18 protein-coding genes are annotated in these 17,122 nt (G+C 72.4%); 7 read left to right on the top strand and 11 right to left on the bottom strand.

Annotated features, from left to right (window positions below; genetic code table 11):
* Positions 1-265: 265 nt before the first annotated feature.
* From WMF42_RS24030 to WMF42_RS24015, 4 genes are all read left to right on the top strand, one after another.
* Positions 266-736 (top strand): hypothetical protein, encoded by a 471-nt coding sequence (locus WMF42_RS24030; RefSeq protein WP_061608857.1) that lies wholly within the window; start codon positions 266-268, stop codon positions 734-736.
* Positions 737-740: 4 nt separating this feature from the next.
* Entirely contained in the window at positions 741-2,024 is a 1,284-nt protein-coding gene (locus WMF42_RS24025) for a radical SAM protein (RefSeq protein WP_437684956.1), read from the top strand.
* A 164-nt stretch (positions 2,025-2,188) separates the two neighbouring features.
* Complete coding sequence (locus WMF42_RS24020) at positions 2,189-2,821, top strand: TetR/AcrR family transcriptional regulator (RefSeq protein ID WP_437684954.1); 633 nt, start codon at positions 2,189-2,191, stop codon at positions 2,819-2,821.
* Entirely contained in the window at positions 2,818-3,759 is a 942-nt protein-coding gene (locus WMF42_RS24015; RefSeq protein ID WP_437684952.1) for an alpha/beta fold hydrolase, read from the top strand. Before WMF42_RS24020 ends, WMF42_RS24015 begins: the two co-directional genes overlap by 4 nt.
* Before the next feature lie 41 nt (positions 3,760-3,800).
* Here WMF42_RS24015 and WMF42_RS24010 read toward each other — a convergent pair whose 3' ends face one another.
* From WMF42_RS24010 to WMF42_RS24000, 3 genes are all read right to left on the bottom strand, one after another.
* Positions 3,801-4,730: an aldo/keto reductase gene (locus WMF42_RS24010; RefSeq protein WP_437684950.1), complete on the bottom strand. Its 930-nt coding sequence runs from the start codon at positions 4,728-4,730 to the stop codon at positions 3,801-3,803.
* A gap of 83 nt (positions 4,731-4,813) precedes the next feature.
* Positions 4,814-5,647: an ABC transporter permease gene (locus WMF42_RS24005; RefSeq protein WP_061608861.1), complete on the bottom strand. Its 834-nt coding sequence runs from the start codon at positions 5,645-5,647 to the stop codon at positions 4,814-4,816.
* Positions 5,640-6,509: an ABC transporter ATP-binding protein gene (locus WMF42_RS24000; RefSeq protein ID WP_434040898.1), complete on the bottom strand. Its 870-nt coding sequence runs from the start codon at positions 6,507-6,509 to the stop codon at positions 5,640-5,642. Before WMF42_RS24000 ends, WMF42_RS24005 begins: the two co-directional genes overlap by 8 nt.
* Positions 6,510-6,809: 300 nt before the next feature.
* On the opposite strand from WMF42_RS24000, the gene WMF42_RS23995 reads away from it, so the two are divergent.
* Positions 6,810-8,015, top strand: coding sequence for a PAS domain S-box protein (locus tag WMF42_RS23995; RefSeq protein WP_061608863.1), 1,206 nt, complete (start codon positions 6,810-6,812; stop codon positions 8,013-8,015).
* A 67-nt stretch (positions 8,016-8,082) separates the two neighbouring features.
* On the opposite strand, the gene WMF42_RS23990 is transcribed toward WMF42_RS23995, so the two are convergent.
* A complete protein-coding gene (locus WMF42_RS23990) occupies positions 8,083-8,991 on the bottom strand; it encodes a LysR family transcriptional regulator (RefSeq protein ID WP_061608864.1) in 909 nt (302 codons plus the stop codon).
* A 119-nt stretch (positions 8,992-9,110) separates the two neighbouring features.
* Between WMF42_RS23990 and WMF42_RS23985 the strand changes: the two genes are divergently transcribed.
* Positions 9,111-9,314 (top strand): hypothetical protein, encoded by a 204-nt coding sequence (locus tag WMF42_RS23985; RefSeq protein WP_061608865.1) that lies wholly within the window; start codon positions 9,111-9,113, stop codon positions 9,312-9,314.
* Here WMF42_RS23985 and WMF42_RS23980 read toward each other — a convergent pair.
* The 5 genes from WMF42_RS23980 to WMF42_RS23960 form a co-directional block, all read right to left on the bottom strand.
* Positions 9,287-9,523: a hypothetical protein gene (locus WMF42_RS23980; RefSeq protein WP_061608866.1), complete on the bottom strand. Its 237-nt coding sequence runs from the start codon at positions 9,521-9,523 to the stop codon at positions 9,287-9,289. The genes WMF42_RS23985 and WMF42_RS23980 overlap by 28 nt on opposite strands.
* 28 nt (positions 9,524-9,551) lie before the next feature.
* Positions 9,552-9,821 (bottom strand): hypothetical protein, encoded by a 270-nt coding sequence (locus WMF42_RS23975; protein ID WP_155798462.1) that lies wholly within the window; start codon positions 9,819-9,821, stop codon positions 9,552-9,554.
* Positions 9,822-10,041: 220 nt separating this feature from the next.
* The gene (locus tag WMF42_RS23970; RefSeq protein ID WP_437684946.1) at positions 10,042-12,096 is read right to left on the bottom strand and encodes an OPT family oligopeptide transporter; all 2,055 of its coding nucleotides are present in this window, start codon (positions 12,094-12,096) and stop codon (positions 10,042-10,044) included.
* Between the two features lie 215 nt (positions 12,097-12,311).
* Positions 12,312-12,977 (bottom strand): hypothetical protein, encoded by a 666-nt coding sequence (locus WMF42_RS23965; RefSeq protein ID WP_437684944.1) that lies wholly within the window; start codon positions 12,975-12,977, stop codon positions 12,312-12,314.
* Between the two features lie 168 nt (positions 12,978-13,145).
* Positions 13,146-13,583 (bottom strand): hypothetical protein, encoded by a 438-nt coding sequence (locus WMF42_RS23960; protein ID WP_437684942.1) that lies wholly within the window; start codon positions 13,581-13,583, stop codon positions 13,146-13,148.
* Positions 13,584-13,856: 273 nt separating this feature from the next.
* Between WMF42_RS23960 and WMF42_RS23955 the strand changes: the two genes are divergently transcribed.
* Positions 13,857-15,317 (top strand): thioredoxin family protein, encoded by a 1,461-nt coding sequence (locus WMF42_RS23955; protein WP_437684940.1) that lies wholly within the window; start codon positions 13,857-13,859, stop codon positions 15,315-15,317.
* A 20-nt stretch (positions 15,318-15,337) separates the two neighbouring features.
* On the opposite strand, the gene WMF42_RS23950 is transcribed toward WMF42_RS23955, so the two are convergent.
* Together WMF42_RS23950 and WMF42_RS23945 are read right to left on the bottom strand one after the other, a co-directional pair.
* Positions 15,338-16,129, bottom strand: a complete 792-nt coding sequence (locus WMF42_RS23950; protein WP_061609529.1) for a hypothetical protein — start codon at positions 16,127-16,129, stop codon at positions 15,338-15,340.
* 49 nt (positions 16,130-16,178) lie between these two features.
* Positions 16,179-17,024 (bottom strand): aldo/keto reductase, encoded by an 846-nt coding sequence (locus WMF42_RS23945; protein WP_437684938.1) that lies wholly within the window; start codon positions 17,022-17,024, stop codon positions 16,179-16,181.
* Positions 17,025-17,122: the final 98 nt, after the last annotated feature.

The raw sequence follows: 17,122 nt of genomic DNA, 5'->3' as shown, positions 1-17,122 counted from the left end.
GCCGACCTGCGCCGATCGCATGCCGGGTTGTGCCATGCGGCTCCCTCGGGGGGAGCGCTGCCCGGGCCATTTTTCGTCATGATCTCGCGTGGCTCCGCGTCGTGACGGGGCGGGCGCACGAGTTGCTTGGCGCGGGAGCGAGGCGCCAGCCTCGACGCGAAAGGACTTCCCCGTGCCTGTCCCCTTTCCCACGCTCGTCCCTTGTAGCTCCTGCGGTTGCCACGCGCGCCCCGGCGAGACCGAGTGCCCGCACTGCGGCGCGACCATGCGCGCGGCGGACGGCGCTGTCCCGCGCACGAAGGTCGCCGTGCTCATGGGGCTGACGGCCGCCTTGCTCCAGCCGCTCGCCTGCGCCGCCGAGGTCACCGACCAGCGAGACCAGGCCAGCTCCAGCAGCTCGGGCTGGGGCGGCGACATCAACGTCGGTGCGGCGTACGGGGGCGGCCCCTCCAGCACGAGCGGGACAGGGGGCTGGGGCGGCGACATCAACGTGGGTGCGGCGTACGGAGGCGGCCCCTCGACCACCGCGACAGTGACAGGGGGCTGGGGCGGCGACATCAACGTGGGTGCGGCGTACGGAGGCGGCCCCTCGGTCAGCACGACCGGGACAGGGGGCGCCGGCGGCGACGACAACGCCGGCGGCGCTGGCGGCGAGGATCCGTCGGTCGGCGGCTCCGGCGGCGCTGGCGGGGCTGGCGGCGGCCCCGCTGTCGGCGGGGGGAGCGCGGGGGAGTGAGCCGATGATCGCGCCGACCGAGATCCCCGTCCGCGCGCTCATGCCCGCGGACCTCCTGGAGGCGAAGCCGATCTACGCGGTCTGGGAGCTCACGATGAAGTGCGACCAGCCGTGCCAGCACTGCGGGTCGCGCGCCGGCGCCGCGCGCGACGCGGAGCTCTCGACCGAGGAGGTGCTCGAGGTCGCCGCGAGCCTCGTGCGGCTGGGCTGCCGCGAGATCGCGCTCATCGGCGGCGAGGCGTACCTGCGCGACGATCTCGCCGAGATCATCGCGTGCTTCGCGCGCAGCGGCATCCGCGTCATCATGCAGACGGGCGGGCGAGCCTTCACGATCGAGCGGGCGAGGGCGCTCCGCGCCGCGGGGCTCACCGGGCTCGGGGTCTCGATCGACGGGCCGGCGCACGTCCACGACGAGCTGCGCGGCAACGTCGGCAGCCACGCGGCCGCGATCCGAGCGCTCGACAACGGCCGCGCCGCCGGGCTGATCACGACAGCCAACACCCAGATCAACCGCCTCAACGCCCACCTCTTGCGCGAGACGTGCGCCGAGCTGCGCGCGCACGGCATCCAGACATGGCAGGTGCAGCTCACCGTGCCGATGGGGCGCGCGGCCGATCATCCCGAGTGGATCCTCGAGCCATGGCGCGTCGTCGAGGTCATCGACACCCTCGCCGCCATCCAGCGGGAGGCGCTCGAGACGCACGTGTCGGGCGTCCCGTTCAACGTGTTCGCGAACAACAACATCGGCTACTTCGGCCCGCACGAGCAGCTCCTGCGCTCGAGGCCTGGCGGCGGGGACGCCCACTGGCGCGGCTGTCGCGGCGGCATCAACGCGATCGGCATCGAGTCCGACGGCACAGTGAAGGCGTGCCCCTCGCTCCCGACCGCGCCCTATGCCGGCGGCAACGTGCGCGAGCTCGGCCTCGAGCACATCTGGGAGCGCTCGGAGGCGGTCCGCTTCGCGCGCGATCGCGACGCGAGCGAGCTCTGGGGTCACTGCGCCACGTGCTACTACGCGGACGCCTGCCGCGCGGGGTGCTCGTGGACCGCGCACTGCACGCTCGGCAAGCGCGGCAACAACCCCTTCTGCTACCACCGCGTGACGCAGCTCAAGCGGCGGGGCATCCGCGAGCGGCTCGTCATGAACCAGCACGCGCCGCGCGTGCCGTACGACCACGGCCTCTTCGAGCTCGTGGAGGAGCCCTGGGACGCGCCGGCCCCGCCGCCGCCCGAGCCGGTGGTGCCGAGGAACGCGCGCCGACGACTTCCTGTCGTTCCGACGTCGTAGCGCTGCACGGACTGGCGGGCGCCGGGCGCCTCCGCCGGGCGCCTCAACCCCGTTGGGGGCGCCTCAACCCCGTTGGGGGCGCCTCAACCCCGTTGCCCCGTTGCGGGCGCCTCAACCCCGTTGCGCCTTGCGCTCCGTCCTCGCCCGTGCAATGAACGCGTTCAGTGAACGCGTTCACCCAGAAGCCCGGCCGCCGCGACGCCCAGAAGGACGCGACGCGCGCCCGGATCCTCGAGGTCGCGCGCGACCACTTCGAGCGCCACGGCTTCGAGGCAGCGAACGTCCGCGCCATCGCGGCGGACGCCGGCGTCGCCGCGGGCACCGTCCTCCTCCACTTCGCCGACAAGCGCGACCTGCTCCACGCCGCGCTGTTCGACGACCTCGCCGCCACCGCCGCCGAGGCCGTCCGCGACGAGGAGCCCGGCCCCCTCGAGCAGCGCCTCCACCGGCTCGCCGCCGCGTTCTTCGCGCACTACGCCCGCAGGCCAACCCTCTCGAAGACGCTGCTCCGCGAGTCGCTGTTCGCCGACCCGCCGTGGCAGGCGCGCTTCGCCGAGCAGGTCGGCGCCGCGCACCGCCGCGTCGTCGAGCTGTTCGACGACGCGCGCGCGGCGGGGGAGGTCGCCGACGACGCCGACGCCGCGCTCTTCGGCGTCGCCTTCTTCTCCTTCTACTACTTCGCGCTGATCGCATGGGTCCAGGGCGCGCACCCGTCGCCCGTCGCCCTCGTCGATCGGCTCGTCGCTCAGCACCTCTGCGGCCTCCGCCCCGCAGCCAACGTCAGGAGGGCTCGATGACGTCATCCATCATGTTCCGCAGTCCCGAGGCGCGCGCGCGCATCGCAGCGTGGTTCGACAGGTTCCACGAGAGGCTCCCGGCCCCGGCCCGATCGCGCGAGCTCTCGACCCGCTTCGGCGCCACGCACGTCCTCGTCGCCGGCCCCGAGGACGCCCCGCCGCTCGTCTGCCTGCACGGCGCGCTCGCGAGCTCCGCGCACCTCCTCGGCGAGCTCGGCCCGCTCCTCGCGCGCCACCGCGTCCACGCGATCGACGTCATCGGCCAGTCGGTCAAGAGCGCCGACGTCCGCCTGCCGATCGACGGGCCCGCCTACGCCGAGTGGCTCACCGACGTCCTCGACGCGCTCGGCCTCGCGCGCGCCCACCTCCTCGGCGTGAGCTGGGGCGGCTTCGCGGCCCTGCGCATGGCCCAGGTCGCCCCTGGCCGGATCGACAGGCTCGTCCTGATCGTGCCGGCGGCCCTTGTGTCGGGCTCGCCGTGGCAGGGCCTCACGCGCATCGCCATCCCGATGGCCCTCTACCGCGCCTTCCCCTCGGAGGAGCGCCTCGCGCGCCTCGTTTCCGGGCTGTTCAGCACGCAGGACGACCTGTGGTGCTCCTACTTCGGCGACGCCGTGCGCAGCTACCGGCTCGATTTCCGGCCGCCGCCGCTCGCCACGCCCGCGTCCCTCGCCGGGTTCACGCGGCCCGCGCTCGTGTTCGGCGCCGACGACGACGTGAGCTTCCCCGGCGCCAGGCTGCTCGCCCGCGCGAAGGAGCTCCTGCCGCGCGCCGAGACCGAGCTGCTCGAGGGCTGCCGCCACTCGCCCCCCACCGACGACGCCTTCCGCGCGCGGCTCTGCGAGCGGATCGCGCGCTTCCTCGGGAGCAACGCCGACGACGTCGCCCACGTCGCGTCGCCCCCCGCGTCACCCGGGCTCGCCGCGCCGGTCGCGTGACCCTCCGCCGCGTCTCTGTCGGCGAGCGCCGGCGAGCGCCCTCAGTGACCCGACACGTCGTCGACCCCGGCGAACGCCTCGACGAGGCGCGCCCGGGCCCGCTCCGATAGCGGCGGGCCCTCGATCGAGCGCACGTTCTCGAGCAGGTGCTCCACGCTGCTCGTCCCCGACAGGATCACGTGCGCGCCCGGCTCGTCCCGGCAGAAGCGGTACGCCACGTCCGGGATCGACGCGGCGTCCTCCCCCTCCAGCAGGCCGTCCAGCCCTTCCTCCGCGAGCCGGCGCGGCACCTTGCCCCGCGCCGCCAGGTCGGCGAGCAGCTCCTTCAGCCGCTCGGGCCGGCTCAGCGCGCGCCGGACAGCGAACATGATCAGCGTGCCGACGTTCCTCGCCCGCGTCAGCGGGAACACCCTCGCCCGCGCCGACTGGTTCAGCAGGTTGAACCCGACCATCACCACGTCCCAGAGGTCGTCGCGCAGCGCCTGCTCCAGCGTCGCGTGCGACGGATCGGCGGCGAACGCCTCCGTGATGCCGAGGAAGCGGATCTTGCCCTGCTCGCGCAGCCGCAGGAGCACGGGGACGATCCGCTCGCGCAGGTCGGCGTAGTGCCGCGGGAGCACGCCGTGCAGGTGATAGACGTCGACGTGGTCCGTGCCGAGCCGCTCGAGGCTCGCGTGCAGCGACGACACGACGTCCTCCGGCCGCACGGGCGCCTCGAGGCGCGTCGTCTTCTTCGTCGAGATCACCACCCGGTCGCGCGGCACCTCGCGGAGCGCCTTGCCGATGAGCGCCTCGGTCCCGTACGCCTCCGCCGTGTCGACGAAGTTCACCCCGCGCTCGATGGCCGCGCGGACCAGCCGGAGCGAGTCGGCCTCGTCGATGCGCCCGGCGCCGAGCCGGCTGTCGCCGCCCGCGCCCAGGCCGAGCACGCTGACCTCCAGGCCGGTGCGGCCCAGGATGATGCGATTCACGTGATCCTCTCTCTCTCTCTCTCTGGACGAGGCAGTGGACGCCGCGCGGCGCGCCCGCGCGCACGTGTCGACGGCGCGCGGGCTCACTCCTTCGGAGCGACCTTCCACGCGGTGAAGCGACGCTCGACGCGCATGAGCAGGGTATTGAACGTCAGCCCCAGCGTCGTGATCGTCAGGATGCCGACATACATGCTCGGGATCTGGAAGTTGTATTGCGCGTAGATGATGAGGTATCCGAGCCCCGCCTTGGCCCCGATCATCTCCGCCGCCACGAGGACGAGCAGCGAGTAAGCCCCCGCCAGGCGGATGCCCACGAAGATCGTCGGGATCGCCGCCGGCAGGATCACCTTGCGGAAGAGCTGGAGGGGCGACAGGCCCATCGTCCGCGCCGACTTGATGAGCAGCGGATCGACCCCGCGCACCCCGCTGATCGTGTTGAGCAGGATCGGCCAGGTGCACGAGTAGATCACGAGCGCCACCTTCGAGGCCTCCCCGATCCCGAGCAGCAGCAGGAACACCGGCAGGAGCGCGAGCGCCGCTGTATTGCGGAGCACCTCGAGCAGCGGGTTGATCGCGTCCGCCGCGCCCTTGTACCACCCGATCGTGAGCCCGAGCGGCACGCCCATCAGGATCGCCAGCGAGAAGCCGAGCAGGGAGCGGGACAGGCTCGCCTTGATGTGGCTCAGGAGCTGCCCGTTCTGGAGGAGCTGCCACCCCGTCGCCAGCACCTCGGAGAGCGGCGGCAGGAACGCAGCCTCCACGAGCCCGACCCGCGGCGCGGTCTCCCAGATCGCGGCCACGAGCAGCAAGATCCCGGAGCGCGCCGCGGCGCGGCCGATCCACCTCCCCACCTCGGCGACGAGCTGCGGCTGCTGCGGCTCCTCGTGCAGCTCGATCGACTGCTCCAGGCTAGCCATTGACCGCCACCACGCCCGCCACAGGGCGGCTCTCCGCCGCGCGCTTCTGCTTCTTGATCCGCTCCTGCTCCTCTGCCTTGAGCACCTCCTCGCGCAGGAGCGCCCAGATCTCGTGCCGCAGCCGGCCGAACTCCGGCGTCGACCGCGCGTCCTCGTAGCCCCGGATCTCCGGCGGGATCTCGATGACGTGCTTCACGCGGCCGGGCCGGGACGTCATGATCGCGACCCGCTGCCCGAGGAACACCGCCTCGTCGATGCTGTGCGTGATGAAGAGGATCGTCGTGCGCGACTTCTCCCAGATCCGGAGCAGCTCGGCTTGCAACGACTCGCGCGTCTGCGCGTCGAGCGCCGCGAACGGCTCGTCCATCATCAACACCTCCGGGCTGTAGGCCAGGCTCCGGGCGATGGCCACGCGCTGCTTCATGCCGCCCGACAGCTCGTGCGGATACCGATCCTCGAAGCCGGAGAGGCTGACCAGCTCGAGGTAGCTCTGCGCGATCTCCCGGCGCTGGCCCTCCGGGATGCCCTTGGCCTCGAGGCCGAACTCGACGTTCTCGCGCGCCGTGCGCCAGGGGAAGAGCGCGTACTGCTGGAACACGATGCCCCGGTCGAGGGCCGGGCCCGTGATCGGCTTGCCGTCCAGCAAGAGCCGCCCGGTCGACGGCATCGACAGCCCGCCGAGCAGATCGATGAGCGTCGACTTGCCGCAACCGCTCGGCCCGACGAGGACCATCAGCTCGCCGGCCCGCACGTCGAGGCAGAGGTTCTCGATGGCCGTGAACCGCGCGCCCTCCCTCGCCCCCGCCGGCCCCTTGATGGCGAACGTCTTGCTCACGTTCTGGAACTGGATCTTGTTGCTCATCGCTCCTCCTGCTGCCCATCCTCGACGAGGGCCCGGCCCGCTCCATCCGAGCGGGCCTGCGGGGGATCCTTGTCGAGCACGCCGGGGGCGTTGAGCACGCAGCGTACCAACGGCGCGCCGCCTCACAGGACGCAAATCCGCTATAGCAGACGGTGGCCTGCTGCTGGCGCAGCAGCCGCTGCGCGAGGGGTGCTGCTGTGGCAGCAGGTGATCGGCGCGCCCGGGGCGCGAGCGCGATGACAACCCGTGGCAGCGAGCCCCCTCGACGGCTGGCAAACGCTCGGGGTAAGAGTTGTCATCATGACCGTCTCCACTGCGTCACCGGAGGGAGTCGAGGCCGATGCGGGCAAGCGCGCGCTCCTCCTCCAGCGGGCGCCGCTCGCGATCCTCGAGTTCGGCAGCGATCTCACCGTCCAGGACTGGAACGGCGCGGCCGAGCGCCTGTTCGGCCGTGCGCGGCGCGAGGCGCTCGGCCGCCGCGTGGACGAGCTGCTGCCGGTGTCCGGCGACCCCGGCGCGTGGCGGCGGCTCCTTGAAGAGGACGGCCCGGCGCCTCGCGTGTGGCGCCACGTCACGAAGGACGGCGCCGAGGTGAGCTTCGAGTGGCTCCACGAGCGCCTCGTCGACGAGCGCGGGAACGTGAGCGGCGTCGGGGTGTTCGGGCAGGACGTCACGGAGCGCACCGAGCAGGTCCGCCGCTACCAGCAGAAGGAGCTGATCCTGCGGACGGTCACGCAGACGCTGCCGATCGTCGTCTGGGCGATCGATCGCGAGGGGATCTTCACGTTCCACGAGGGCAAGGGGGTCGAGGGCGCGGGGCTCCGGCAGGGGGAGCTCATCGGAAAGAACGTGTTCGCGTACTACGCGGACAGCGACGGGAGAGCCGACCTGGAGCGGGCGCTCGCGGGCGAGGAGACCCATTCGGTGAACACGACGCACGGGGTGTCCTGGGAGAACTGGGAGATCCCGATCTGCGACGAGCGGGGCGAGGTGGACGCTGTCGTCGGCTTCACCCTCGACATCAGCCAGGCGAAGAACACCGAGCAGGAGCTCCGGAGCAAGCTGGAGCTGATCGAGCGGCAACAGCAGGTCATCCGCGACCTGTCGACGCCCATCATCCAGGTCTGGGAGGGCGTGCTGACGCTGCCGATGATCGGCGTTGTCGACAGCCAGCGGACCGCGGAGATCATGGACACGCTGCTCGACGCGATCGTCCGCATGGGCGCGCGCTACGCGATCCTCGACCTCACCGGCGTCGAGATGGTGGACACGAAGACGGCGAGCTACCTCCTCGATCTCGTCCGCGCCATCCGGCTCCTCGGCGCCGAGGGCATCGTCACGGGCATCCGGTCGAACGTCGCGCAGACGATCGTCAGCCTGGGGCTCGACCTGTCCAGCATCACGACGCTCGGGAACCTCCGCGCGGCGCTCCAGCACTGCATCCGCCAGATGGCCAAGGAGCGCGCGGCGGCCGGCGCGCAGCAGGCCGCGCCCGCGCCGCGGTGACGGCGGTCTCCGCTCCTCCGTCGGACACCGCTCCTCGGGACCTGGCGGTTCATCCCTCGCCTTCTGTTCACGGCGCCGCCGCCCCCGGGGTCCGCATCGCCCTGGCGAGCGCCTCGACGAACACGCGGACCGCGGCGCGCGCGGGCGCGGCGTAGACAGCGAAGCTCGCGCGCCTCGACGCGCCGTACTCCGGCAGCACGCGCCGCAGCGCGCCGCTCGCGAGCTGCTCCTGAACCACGTAGTCGGGGAGGTTGGCCAGGCCGAGGCCGGCGACGGCGGCGTCGCGCAGCGTCATCGTGTCGCTGGAGCGGAAGGAGCCGCTCACGGGGATGACGCGCTCCCCCTCGGGGCCCACGAGCGTCCACCGGGCCACGGGATCCATGTTGAGCGTCAGGCAGTCGTGATCGGCCAGGTCCTCGAGGCGCCGCGGCGCGCCGTGGCGGCGCAGGTACCGCGGGCTCGCGCAGAGCACGCGCAGATCGCCGGCGAGCCGCCGCGCGACAAGCGAAGCCGGGGCGATCTCGGCGGCCAGGCGCACCGCCACGTCGACGCGCTCGGCCACCAGATCGACGAGGCGGTCGGTGAGATCGAGATCGATGCGGAGCTCCGGGTACCTCGCGCGGCAGGCCAGCGCGGCGGGCGCGACGCGGATCGTGCCGAGGACCGTGGGCGCCGAGACGCGCAGCGTCCCGCGCGGCGTCCTGTCGAGATCCGCGACAGCGCGCTGCGCCTCCTCGATGTCCGAGAGGATCCGGCCGGCGCGCTCGGCGTAGAGGTTCCCCGCCTCGGTGAGGCTCACGCGGCGCGTGGTGCGCTGGAGGAGCTTCACGCGCAGGCGCTCCTCGAGCCGCGCGACCTGCTTGCTGACCGACGACGACGTGAGGCCGAGCGCCTTCGCCGCCGCCGAGAAGCTCTGCTGCCGCGCTACCTCGAGGAACGCCCTCATCTCGCCCAGGTGACCGCTCGCCGGATCCATCGCATTCTTTCCCTCCGCGACGCAATCCTCGTCGCTGGACCAGGATTATCACGCGCAGGCTCCAGAGCTACGTTCCTGGAGGGCGAGGCGAACGCTGCCCCGCCGTGAAGGAGGGTTCCATGCTCACGCAGGCTCGCGGCCGAACGGGCGTCGCGCTGCTGCTCTTCATCCTTGTGGGGGCGCTGGCCGCAGATCACCTCGCGGCGCTCCCCCCGGCGCGCGGCGGGGGGGCGGCGCTGCGCGAGCCGCCCGGCGTCGCGCAGGCGGACCGGCCCCCGCCGGGCGCGCGCGGCGCTCACGCCACGCGATCGATCACGCCCTGAACGCCCTTCTGCTTGGAGCAGTGAGCACAGCAGTAGAACGCGCCGCCGGCCTCGATGCCGTGACCGACGATCCGGCAGGCGCAGTGGGCGCACACGGGCGCGAGCTTGTGAATCGCGCACTCGAAGCAGTCGAAGGTGTAGGTCGTGCCGCCAACCATGATCTGGAAGGCCTTGTCGTAGCTGTTGCCGCAGCAATCACACGTGTTCATGGAGACCTCTCGACGGTTAGGGGAGTCGTCACACAGCAAGGCCGACACGGCCGGCGCTCGCGATCACGCCGGGGTCCTTCGGCGGCTGCCCCGGCGCCGGAGGGTCCTTGATCTCCGGAGAGGGCTCTCCGGGCTCGGGAGGAGGGGGCGGGGGATCCCGACGCGCCGGCTCGTCCGGCTCCGGATCGCCCCGCGGGGGCTCGCTCGGCTTCGGATCCCGCATCGGCGGATCCTGCTCGGGATCGCCGACCGGCGCGGGGCTGGGCGTTCCTCGGGACGGGGGCGCGTTCACTGACATCGATGTTCCTCTCCTCGCGCGTCCTCTCCTTCGATCGTGTCGACGCGGCGCAGACAGGGCTGCACGAAGCGCGCCACGGCGTCCGCGAGCAAGGCGGCTCGGCCGCGCGACGCGCTGCGCGCACGCGGCGCGCCGCGGCCCTCCCACGGCGCGCATTCCTGTCACACTGGGGCAGTAAGGCCTCGAGCGGGCCGGAGGGGCCCGCCCGGCCGGCGTCGCTTCACTTCGGCAGGAAGCTAAGGACCTCCCCGAGCGCCCTGGTGAGGCTCTCGGCCTCCAGGACGTCGGGCAGCACGAGCACGCCGAGCACGCTCAGGCCGATGCCCATCAGCGAGCCTCCGGCGATCACGCCGGCGCAGATGGCCTCTGTGTTCTCCGAGGCGAGGGCGTACCAGGGCCGCTCGACAGGCGCGGGCGGCGGCTCCGGGGCCCCGCCGGGCCCTGTCGTGCTCAGCCGCGACGCCTGCTCGCGCTTGCGGTGCCACGCGGCGGAGCGCCGCTCGAGCAGCCAGAAGAGGAACGAACCGAGGAACATCGACCAGATGTCGGTGAAGTTCAGGATGAACGCGAGCCCGAGGGCGACAGCGGAGAGGGGGAATCGGTTCCTCGTGAGCTGCTTCGTGACCTCGACGACGATCCCGATGATCGCCCCGACAAGCACCGCGGTCTTGGCCGTCGGGTGGAGGAAGTCGAGCCCCTTCATCAGCACCTCGGCGACCGCCTTCCACGTGAGCGCGCTCGGGACGGGGAGCTGCTCGGTCCCGTAACGGCCGATGTCTCCCTGGATGAGCACGAGGTACCAGACGGGCACCGAGAGCACGAGCCCCGCGATCGCGCCGAGCACGTGCCCCACGGCCTGGTGGCGCGGCTTGCCGCCGAGCATGTAGCCCGGCTTGATATCCATGAGCAGGTTCGCTGTGTTGCTCGCGACCTCCGCCGTGATCCCGGCGGTCATCAGGTTCGTCGTGATGTTCTTCGGCGCGAGGACGCCGTAGGTGAGCTGCGTCAGCTTGCCGAGCGCCCCGGTCGGGGTGATCGCGGTGATGGCCGTCGAGTTGACGGCGATGAGCGAGAAGACGAAGACGAGCGGGATCGCGAGGATCCCGAGCCACCATTCGATGCCGAACCAGACCTTCCCGAGCACGACGACGACCGCGCCGACGAGGGGCACGCCGATGATCGACAGCTTCACCGGGAGCTCGATGTCCGCGAGAACGTCCCTCGCCCCGCCCTTCCTGGAGAGGCCCTTGAACGCGTCGAGGATCACCTTGGGCTTGGAGAAGAAGGCGTAGAGCGAGGAGGTCGTCATGCACGCGACGCCGCCCCACAGCGCCCAGATCGTGATCTGCCCGAACCCGTAGTGCCCGTTCCTCGGCAGGATGATCCCGTGCTGGATCAGGAGGGGGGCCAGGATCCAGTAGTTGAGCACCCCGCCGAGCAGGAGCGACACGCCGGTCCGGATGCCCATCAGGCCGCCCGTGGCGACGAAGATGAGGCTCGTGTCGAAGCGGATCGTGAGCTCGTTGAAGGGGATCCCCCGGAGGCCCGGGGAGACGCCCCACCGCTTGAGCAGGTCCGCGAGGCGACCGTGATAGAAGATCTCGTCGTAGTAGTGGGGGATGCTCTTCAGCGCGAAGAGCGCGCGCATCACCTTGTCGTCGCGCAGGAGCTCGAGGGCGGCGCTCACGAGGCCGCCGCCGATGAGGAGCTTCGCCTTGAAGAGGCCCTCCTTCTCGTCGCTCTCGTGCAGCGCGTCCATGACGACGCCGGCGGCCATGCCCTCGGGGAAGGGGAGCTGCTCGTCGTTGATGAAGCGCTTCTTCATCGGGAAGGCGAAGAGGACGCCGAGGATGGCGAGGACGAACATCCAGATCATCGCCCGTCCCATGGGGATGATCGTTGTCGTGACCATCGAATACGCCGCGAGGCTCGTGAAGAGCGGCGCGTTGATGTACCCGGCCGACGTCGCGATGGACTGCATCGCGTTGTTCTCGAGGACGGTCATGTCCCTGCCGAGGCCCATCCTGGAGAGGACCTTGAACAGGCCGAATGCCAGGATCACGCTCGTGATCCCGACCCCGAGAGACCAGCCGGTGCGCGCCCCGATGTACACGTTGGTGAGCGACAGGAAGGCGCCGAGGAGCATGCCCGTGATGCCCGAGCGCAACGTGAGCTGGGGCATGTCGCCGCGGTAGATGTTCTTCAGCCACCACGTGTCCTTCTCTTCGAGGGACATGGCGTGGACCTGCTCTGGCGTGAGCTGCTTGATGGCCATTGCTCGGCGACCTCCGCGCACCTTGTACCATGGTGGGCGACGCCCCGTGCAGCCCTTCGGAGCGCCCCGGAGCCGGCGTCGACCGCGCAGCGCCGCTCACGCGGCGGCGCCGGCGCGTGAGCGGCGCTGCGCGCGCGGAATCCGCGGTGACGACGGAATTGCTGGGCTCGTGTCGCGGGGCTCGCGCGCGGCGCGATCCGTCGCGCGCGGCGCGATCAGTCGCTGTCTCGGCTGCTGCCGGCAAAGCCGTCTTCCCGGCGGGCGAAGAGGACATTGAACGTGGTGAGTGTGCCGTAACAACCGGTGATGTACGCCTGGAGCTGGACCTTCTCTGCGTCGCTCAGCCCCTCGTGCGCGTTGATCTTCTGCTCGAGCACACGGAGCTTGTCGCGGAGCATGACGATCTTGTGGAAGAACGCGTCGAGCGGGATGCGCTTCTCGGCCGTGCCCTCCTTTCCCGGGCGGAGGACGATCTCCCCGCCTTCCCAGCGGCCGCCCATCTCCGCGCGGCCGACGCCGAGCTCCTCGGACAGCACCTCGCGCAGCACACGACGGAACTCGTCGATATCCATGTCGATGTCGATCTCCCTTGGCAGCGTCGAACGGAAGGGCTGCAGCGCCGCGCCGGGCCGGCGCTCCGGCGACGGCGCCCGCTCGGGCGCCCGCGGCCTGGCGCCCGAGCCGCGCGGCTGGCCTGCGGCCCGGGGGGGCGGCGGCGGCGGCGGCGCGCCCTTGGCGCGGTAGCGGGCGCACGTCGCGGTCGCCTTGACCGGCGGCGGGTACACCTCGAGGGCGCACTCACCGACGCGGCCGCGCGCAGGATCCTCGTGCACCCGGGTGTATGCTGCGCAGCTTCCGCACCGACCCGCGTAGTCGTTCACCGGGGCGCCACTCTACCAGCTTTGCGGGCGGCGGGGGGCGCGTTCCACGCGCGGTCGAGCCCCACCGTGGGGCGGAGCCTGAGAGGCGGCCTCATCCTGGACGATCCCGGTCGCGCCGGTGCCCGCCGAGCGGCGTCGGGCGGGGGCCTCCAGGGGGCGCGCGGCAGCTCAAGGGCTCACCGCGGCATGCTCCCCTGCCGCGAGCTGCTCCCGCCGCATGGCCAGCCACGCGCGCGCCTCGGCCTCATCCTCGGCGAAATGGATGACGAGGTCGGCCCCGGTGGCGAACGCATAGGCACGGACCACGAGATCGCTGATGACCCTCGCCCCGAAGGACGCGCGGTAATACACGAGCCCGCGGATCTGCGGCACCCTGCGCGCTTCCCTCATGACAACGCGCCGGGACTCCGCGAGGATGTGGCCGAGCTCGGACATGTCGCCGGTGACCAGCACGTAGCTCCGCCCCGCGAACCGCGAGGCCATGAAGTCGAAGACCTGCTTCGCCTCGTCCGGCGCGACGTCGCCCCGCAGCGTCAGCTCCAGGGTGTCGTCATGTTCACCGACGCGGGCCGTGTGCCTTCCTATCCTTTGCGCGTGCTCGATCATGCGGAGTTCGACCCTGATGTGTTGTCCTGGCGTACACGGTGTCCCGCGCCGCCGCGGGCGAGGACGGCGCCTGGCCAGAGTGACCATCTTCGCGGAGCGCCGGCGGCACGTCAACATGACATCTGTCTCTCGCTCGCCTCCCGCTCGCCGCCCGCTCGCCTCCCGCTCGCGACTGTCGCTCGAGCTGCGGAGTCGACGATGGCGCCTCGTCGCGCGACGAGCGCCGGTGTCGCAGAAGGGGCGACGCCGCCGCGACTGCGCTACCATGGCGGCGTGCGTCCCCCGGCCTCTCCCTCGCTCCCCGCCCTCGCCGCCGCGCTCGCCCTCGCCGCCTGCGCGGCCGAGCCGCCGCCGCGCTCGCCCGCGACGACCCCGGCCGCCGGGGCGTCCTCGACAGCCACCGCGGCGCCGCCGCCCGCCGTCAGGCCGGAGCCGACCGCGGCGCGGCGGCCGCTCGAGTTCGTCCGCGACGACGTGCCGCGGGCGCTCGAGAAGGCCCGGGCCGAGGGCAAGGCGCTGTTCGTCGATGCGTGGGCGCCGTGGTGCCACACCTGCCTGAGCATGAAGGACGTCGTGCTGACCGATCCGTCGCTCCGCCCGTTCGCCGATCGGGTGGTGTTCGCCGACATCGACACGGATCGACCGGAGAACGCGCCCTTCCTCGAGCGACACGAGGTGACTGTGTGGCCGACCTTCTTCGTGCTCGAGCCGGCGCGCGGCGAGGTGGTCGGGCTCTGGCGGGGCGCGGCCTCGGTGCAGGAGCTGCGCGAGCTGCTCCGCGAGGCGCTGGCCGCCATGGACGCGCAGGCGGCCGCGGCGCTGCCGGCGGACGATCCCGGTCGCTTGCTGGTCGAGGCGAAGCGGGCGCACAGCGCCGGCGATCACGCGGCGGCGGCCGCCGCCTACGAGCGCGCCCTGGCGAGGGCCGGCAACGACTGGCCGCGGCGCAGCGAGGCGCTGCTCGGCCTCGTGGCGGCGCTCCGCAAGAAGGACGCCGCGGCGTGCGCGGAGGTCGGCAGGGCGCACGTCGCCGAGGTGAAGGGCGCGGCGCTGCCGGCCGATTTCGCGAGCGTGCTGCTCTCCTGCGCGGCCGCGCTCCCCGACCGCAACGCCCAGCGGGCCGCGCGCGAGGCGGCGGTCGCCCGGCTGCGGGCCATCGTCGCGAGCCCGCCCGCGGACTCGAGCGCGGACGACCGGGCCGACGCCTGGGGCCTTCTGGCGGAGGGCCTCCAGGCGCTCGGCGACGCCGACGGGGCGCGCGCGGCGAACGAGTCGAAGCTCGCCGTGCTGGAGCGGGCGGCGCGGGAGGCGAGGGCGCCCGAGGGGGCCGCCGCGCACGATTACGGGCGCGCCATGGCGTACCTCGCGCTCGGCCGCGGCGAGGAGGCGGTCGCGATGCTGAAGGAGCGCGAGGCGCAGATGCCCGCTTCGTACGAGCCGCCCGCGCGGCTCGCGCAGGTGCTCCACGCGATGGGCCGTGAGGACGAGGCGCTCGCCGCGGTGGAGCGCGCGATCGGCCGCGCGTACGGCCCGCGCCGCCTGCGTTTCCTGAAGCTCCGGGCCGAGATCCAGGAGAAGCTCGGCCGGCGCGCGGAGCAGGTCGCGACGCTGCGCGAGGAGGTGGCCGGCTACGAGGCGCTCCCGAAAGGCCACGCCAGCCCGTCGGCGCTCGACGACGCGCGCCGGCGGCTCGCCGAGGCCGAGAGGGCGCAGCGCGGCGCGAAGAAGCGCTGAGGGGGGCGGCGGGCCCGCCGCTACAGGCAGCCGCCCGCCACGTCCAGCCCGGCGGCGCGCAGGACCTCGGGCGCGGGCTCGCCCGGAAACGTGACCGTGACGTCGATGTCGAGGGCGCACGGGGCGACCGAGCCCGCCTCGATATCCCACGACAGCGTCCCGGTGGCGCCCGTGGCGTTCACGGCCTCTCCGGCGGGGCTCATGGTCCCCGGCGCGCAGTCGGCCGCCCCCTTGGCCAGCGCGACGCGCGACACGACCCAGGTGTCCGGGAGCTCGACGTCGAAGCCCTCCGGCGCGTCGTCGTGCGTCGCGTCGGCGTACAGCATCACGCACCGGTCCGCCGCCTTGTCGGCCTTGTAGACGATGACGTGATCGAGCCCGCCGGGCCAGTAGGATGCAGCGTAGTCGGCGCCCTCGGCCTTGAGGCACGAGGTGCTCTCCGAGACATCCACCCCGGCCATCTGCGCCGTGCACGCATTGCAATAGAACTGGCCGTCGCACCCGCAGACGCCCGGGCAGTCCGCGGGGCAAACCTCGGGCCGGTCGGCGCACTGGCCCACGGTGTCGAAGGTTGCGCAAGAGTCGTCCGGGAAGTCGCAGTACTCCTCCGCGCCGCAGCTCCCGCCGCTGCGCGCCCCGCAGGCGACCGGCGTCCCGCCGCCGCCGCCCGAGGTCGAGCTCGTGGCGCCGCCCGCGCCGCCTGTGCCGCCTGCGCCGCCTGCGCCGCCGCTGCCAGGCGGGGTGTCGACGGAGCCGCCGCAGGCGGTAAGGAGAAGCCCGAAGAGAACGGAGCCAAGGAATGCAGGGTTCATGCGTGAAGTATATGCCACGACCGAGCGCCGCGGCTCGGCCGCGCGCCGCCTACAGCGTCGGCAGCACGCCGCGGTCGCGGCCGAGCGGGAAGGCCGTGTCGAGGCGCGCGAGGTCCTCGCCGGTGAGGCGCAGGTCGCCCGCGGCCGCGTTGTCGAGCGCGTGGGCGGCGCTCGCGGCCTTGGGGATCACGAAGACCGGCTGGCGGCGGAGCAGGTAGCGCAGCGCGACCTGCCGCGGCGTGACGCCGCGGGCGGCGGCGATCGACGCGAGCACCTTGCCCGCCGTGCTGCTCGGGTCCGGGAACCGGCCCGAGCCGAACGGGCTGTAGGCGACGACAGCGATGCCGTGCCGCTCGCAGAGCGGAAGCACCCGGCGCTCGATCGCGCGCTCGAGCAGGTGATAGAGCACCTGGTTGCAGGCGATCTCGTTCGGCCCGGCGATCGCGATCGCCTTCGAGAGCTCGGCCTGATCGAAGTTGCTGACGCCGAAATGGCGGATCTTGCCCTGGGCCCTCAGGTCCTTGAAGGCGCGGAGGGTCTCCTCGAGCGGGTGCGATCCGGGCCAGTGGAGGAGATAGAGGTCGAGCCTGTCGGTGCGGAGCCGCCTCAGGCTGCGCTCGCAGGCCTCGATCGTGCCGGCGTAGCTCGCGTTGCCGGGCAGCACCTTGGAGGCGAGGAACACCTGGTCGCGGCGCTGCGCGATCGCCTTGCCGACGAGCGACTCGACCGCGCCGGAGCCGTACATCTCCGCCGTGTCGATGTGCGTCATGCCCGCGTCGATCCCCCGCTGGAGTGCGTCGACGCAGGCCGCCTCATCGTCGGTCTCCATCTGCCAGGTGCCCTGTCCGACGACCGGGATCTCGACCCCCGTGAACCCGAATGCGCGATGCTCCATGGAACGATGACCTCCCCTCCGTCCCGAAAGGACAGCATGCGGCTCCCTCCCTCGTCCGGGGCGAGCCTCCACCCCGGGTGGAATCGCCGAGATCGTCG

The organism is Sorangium sp. So ce176, assembly GCF_051519835.1.
In the GTDB taxonomy this organism is placed as follows: domain Bacteria; phylum Myxococcota_A; class Polyangia; order Polyangiales; family Polyangiaceae; genus Sorangium; species Sorangium cellulosum_G.
Note: the sequence above shows the minus strand (reverse complement) of the source record. Positions and strands in the feature narration are given on the sequence as shown.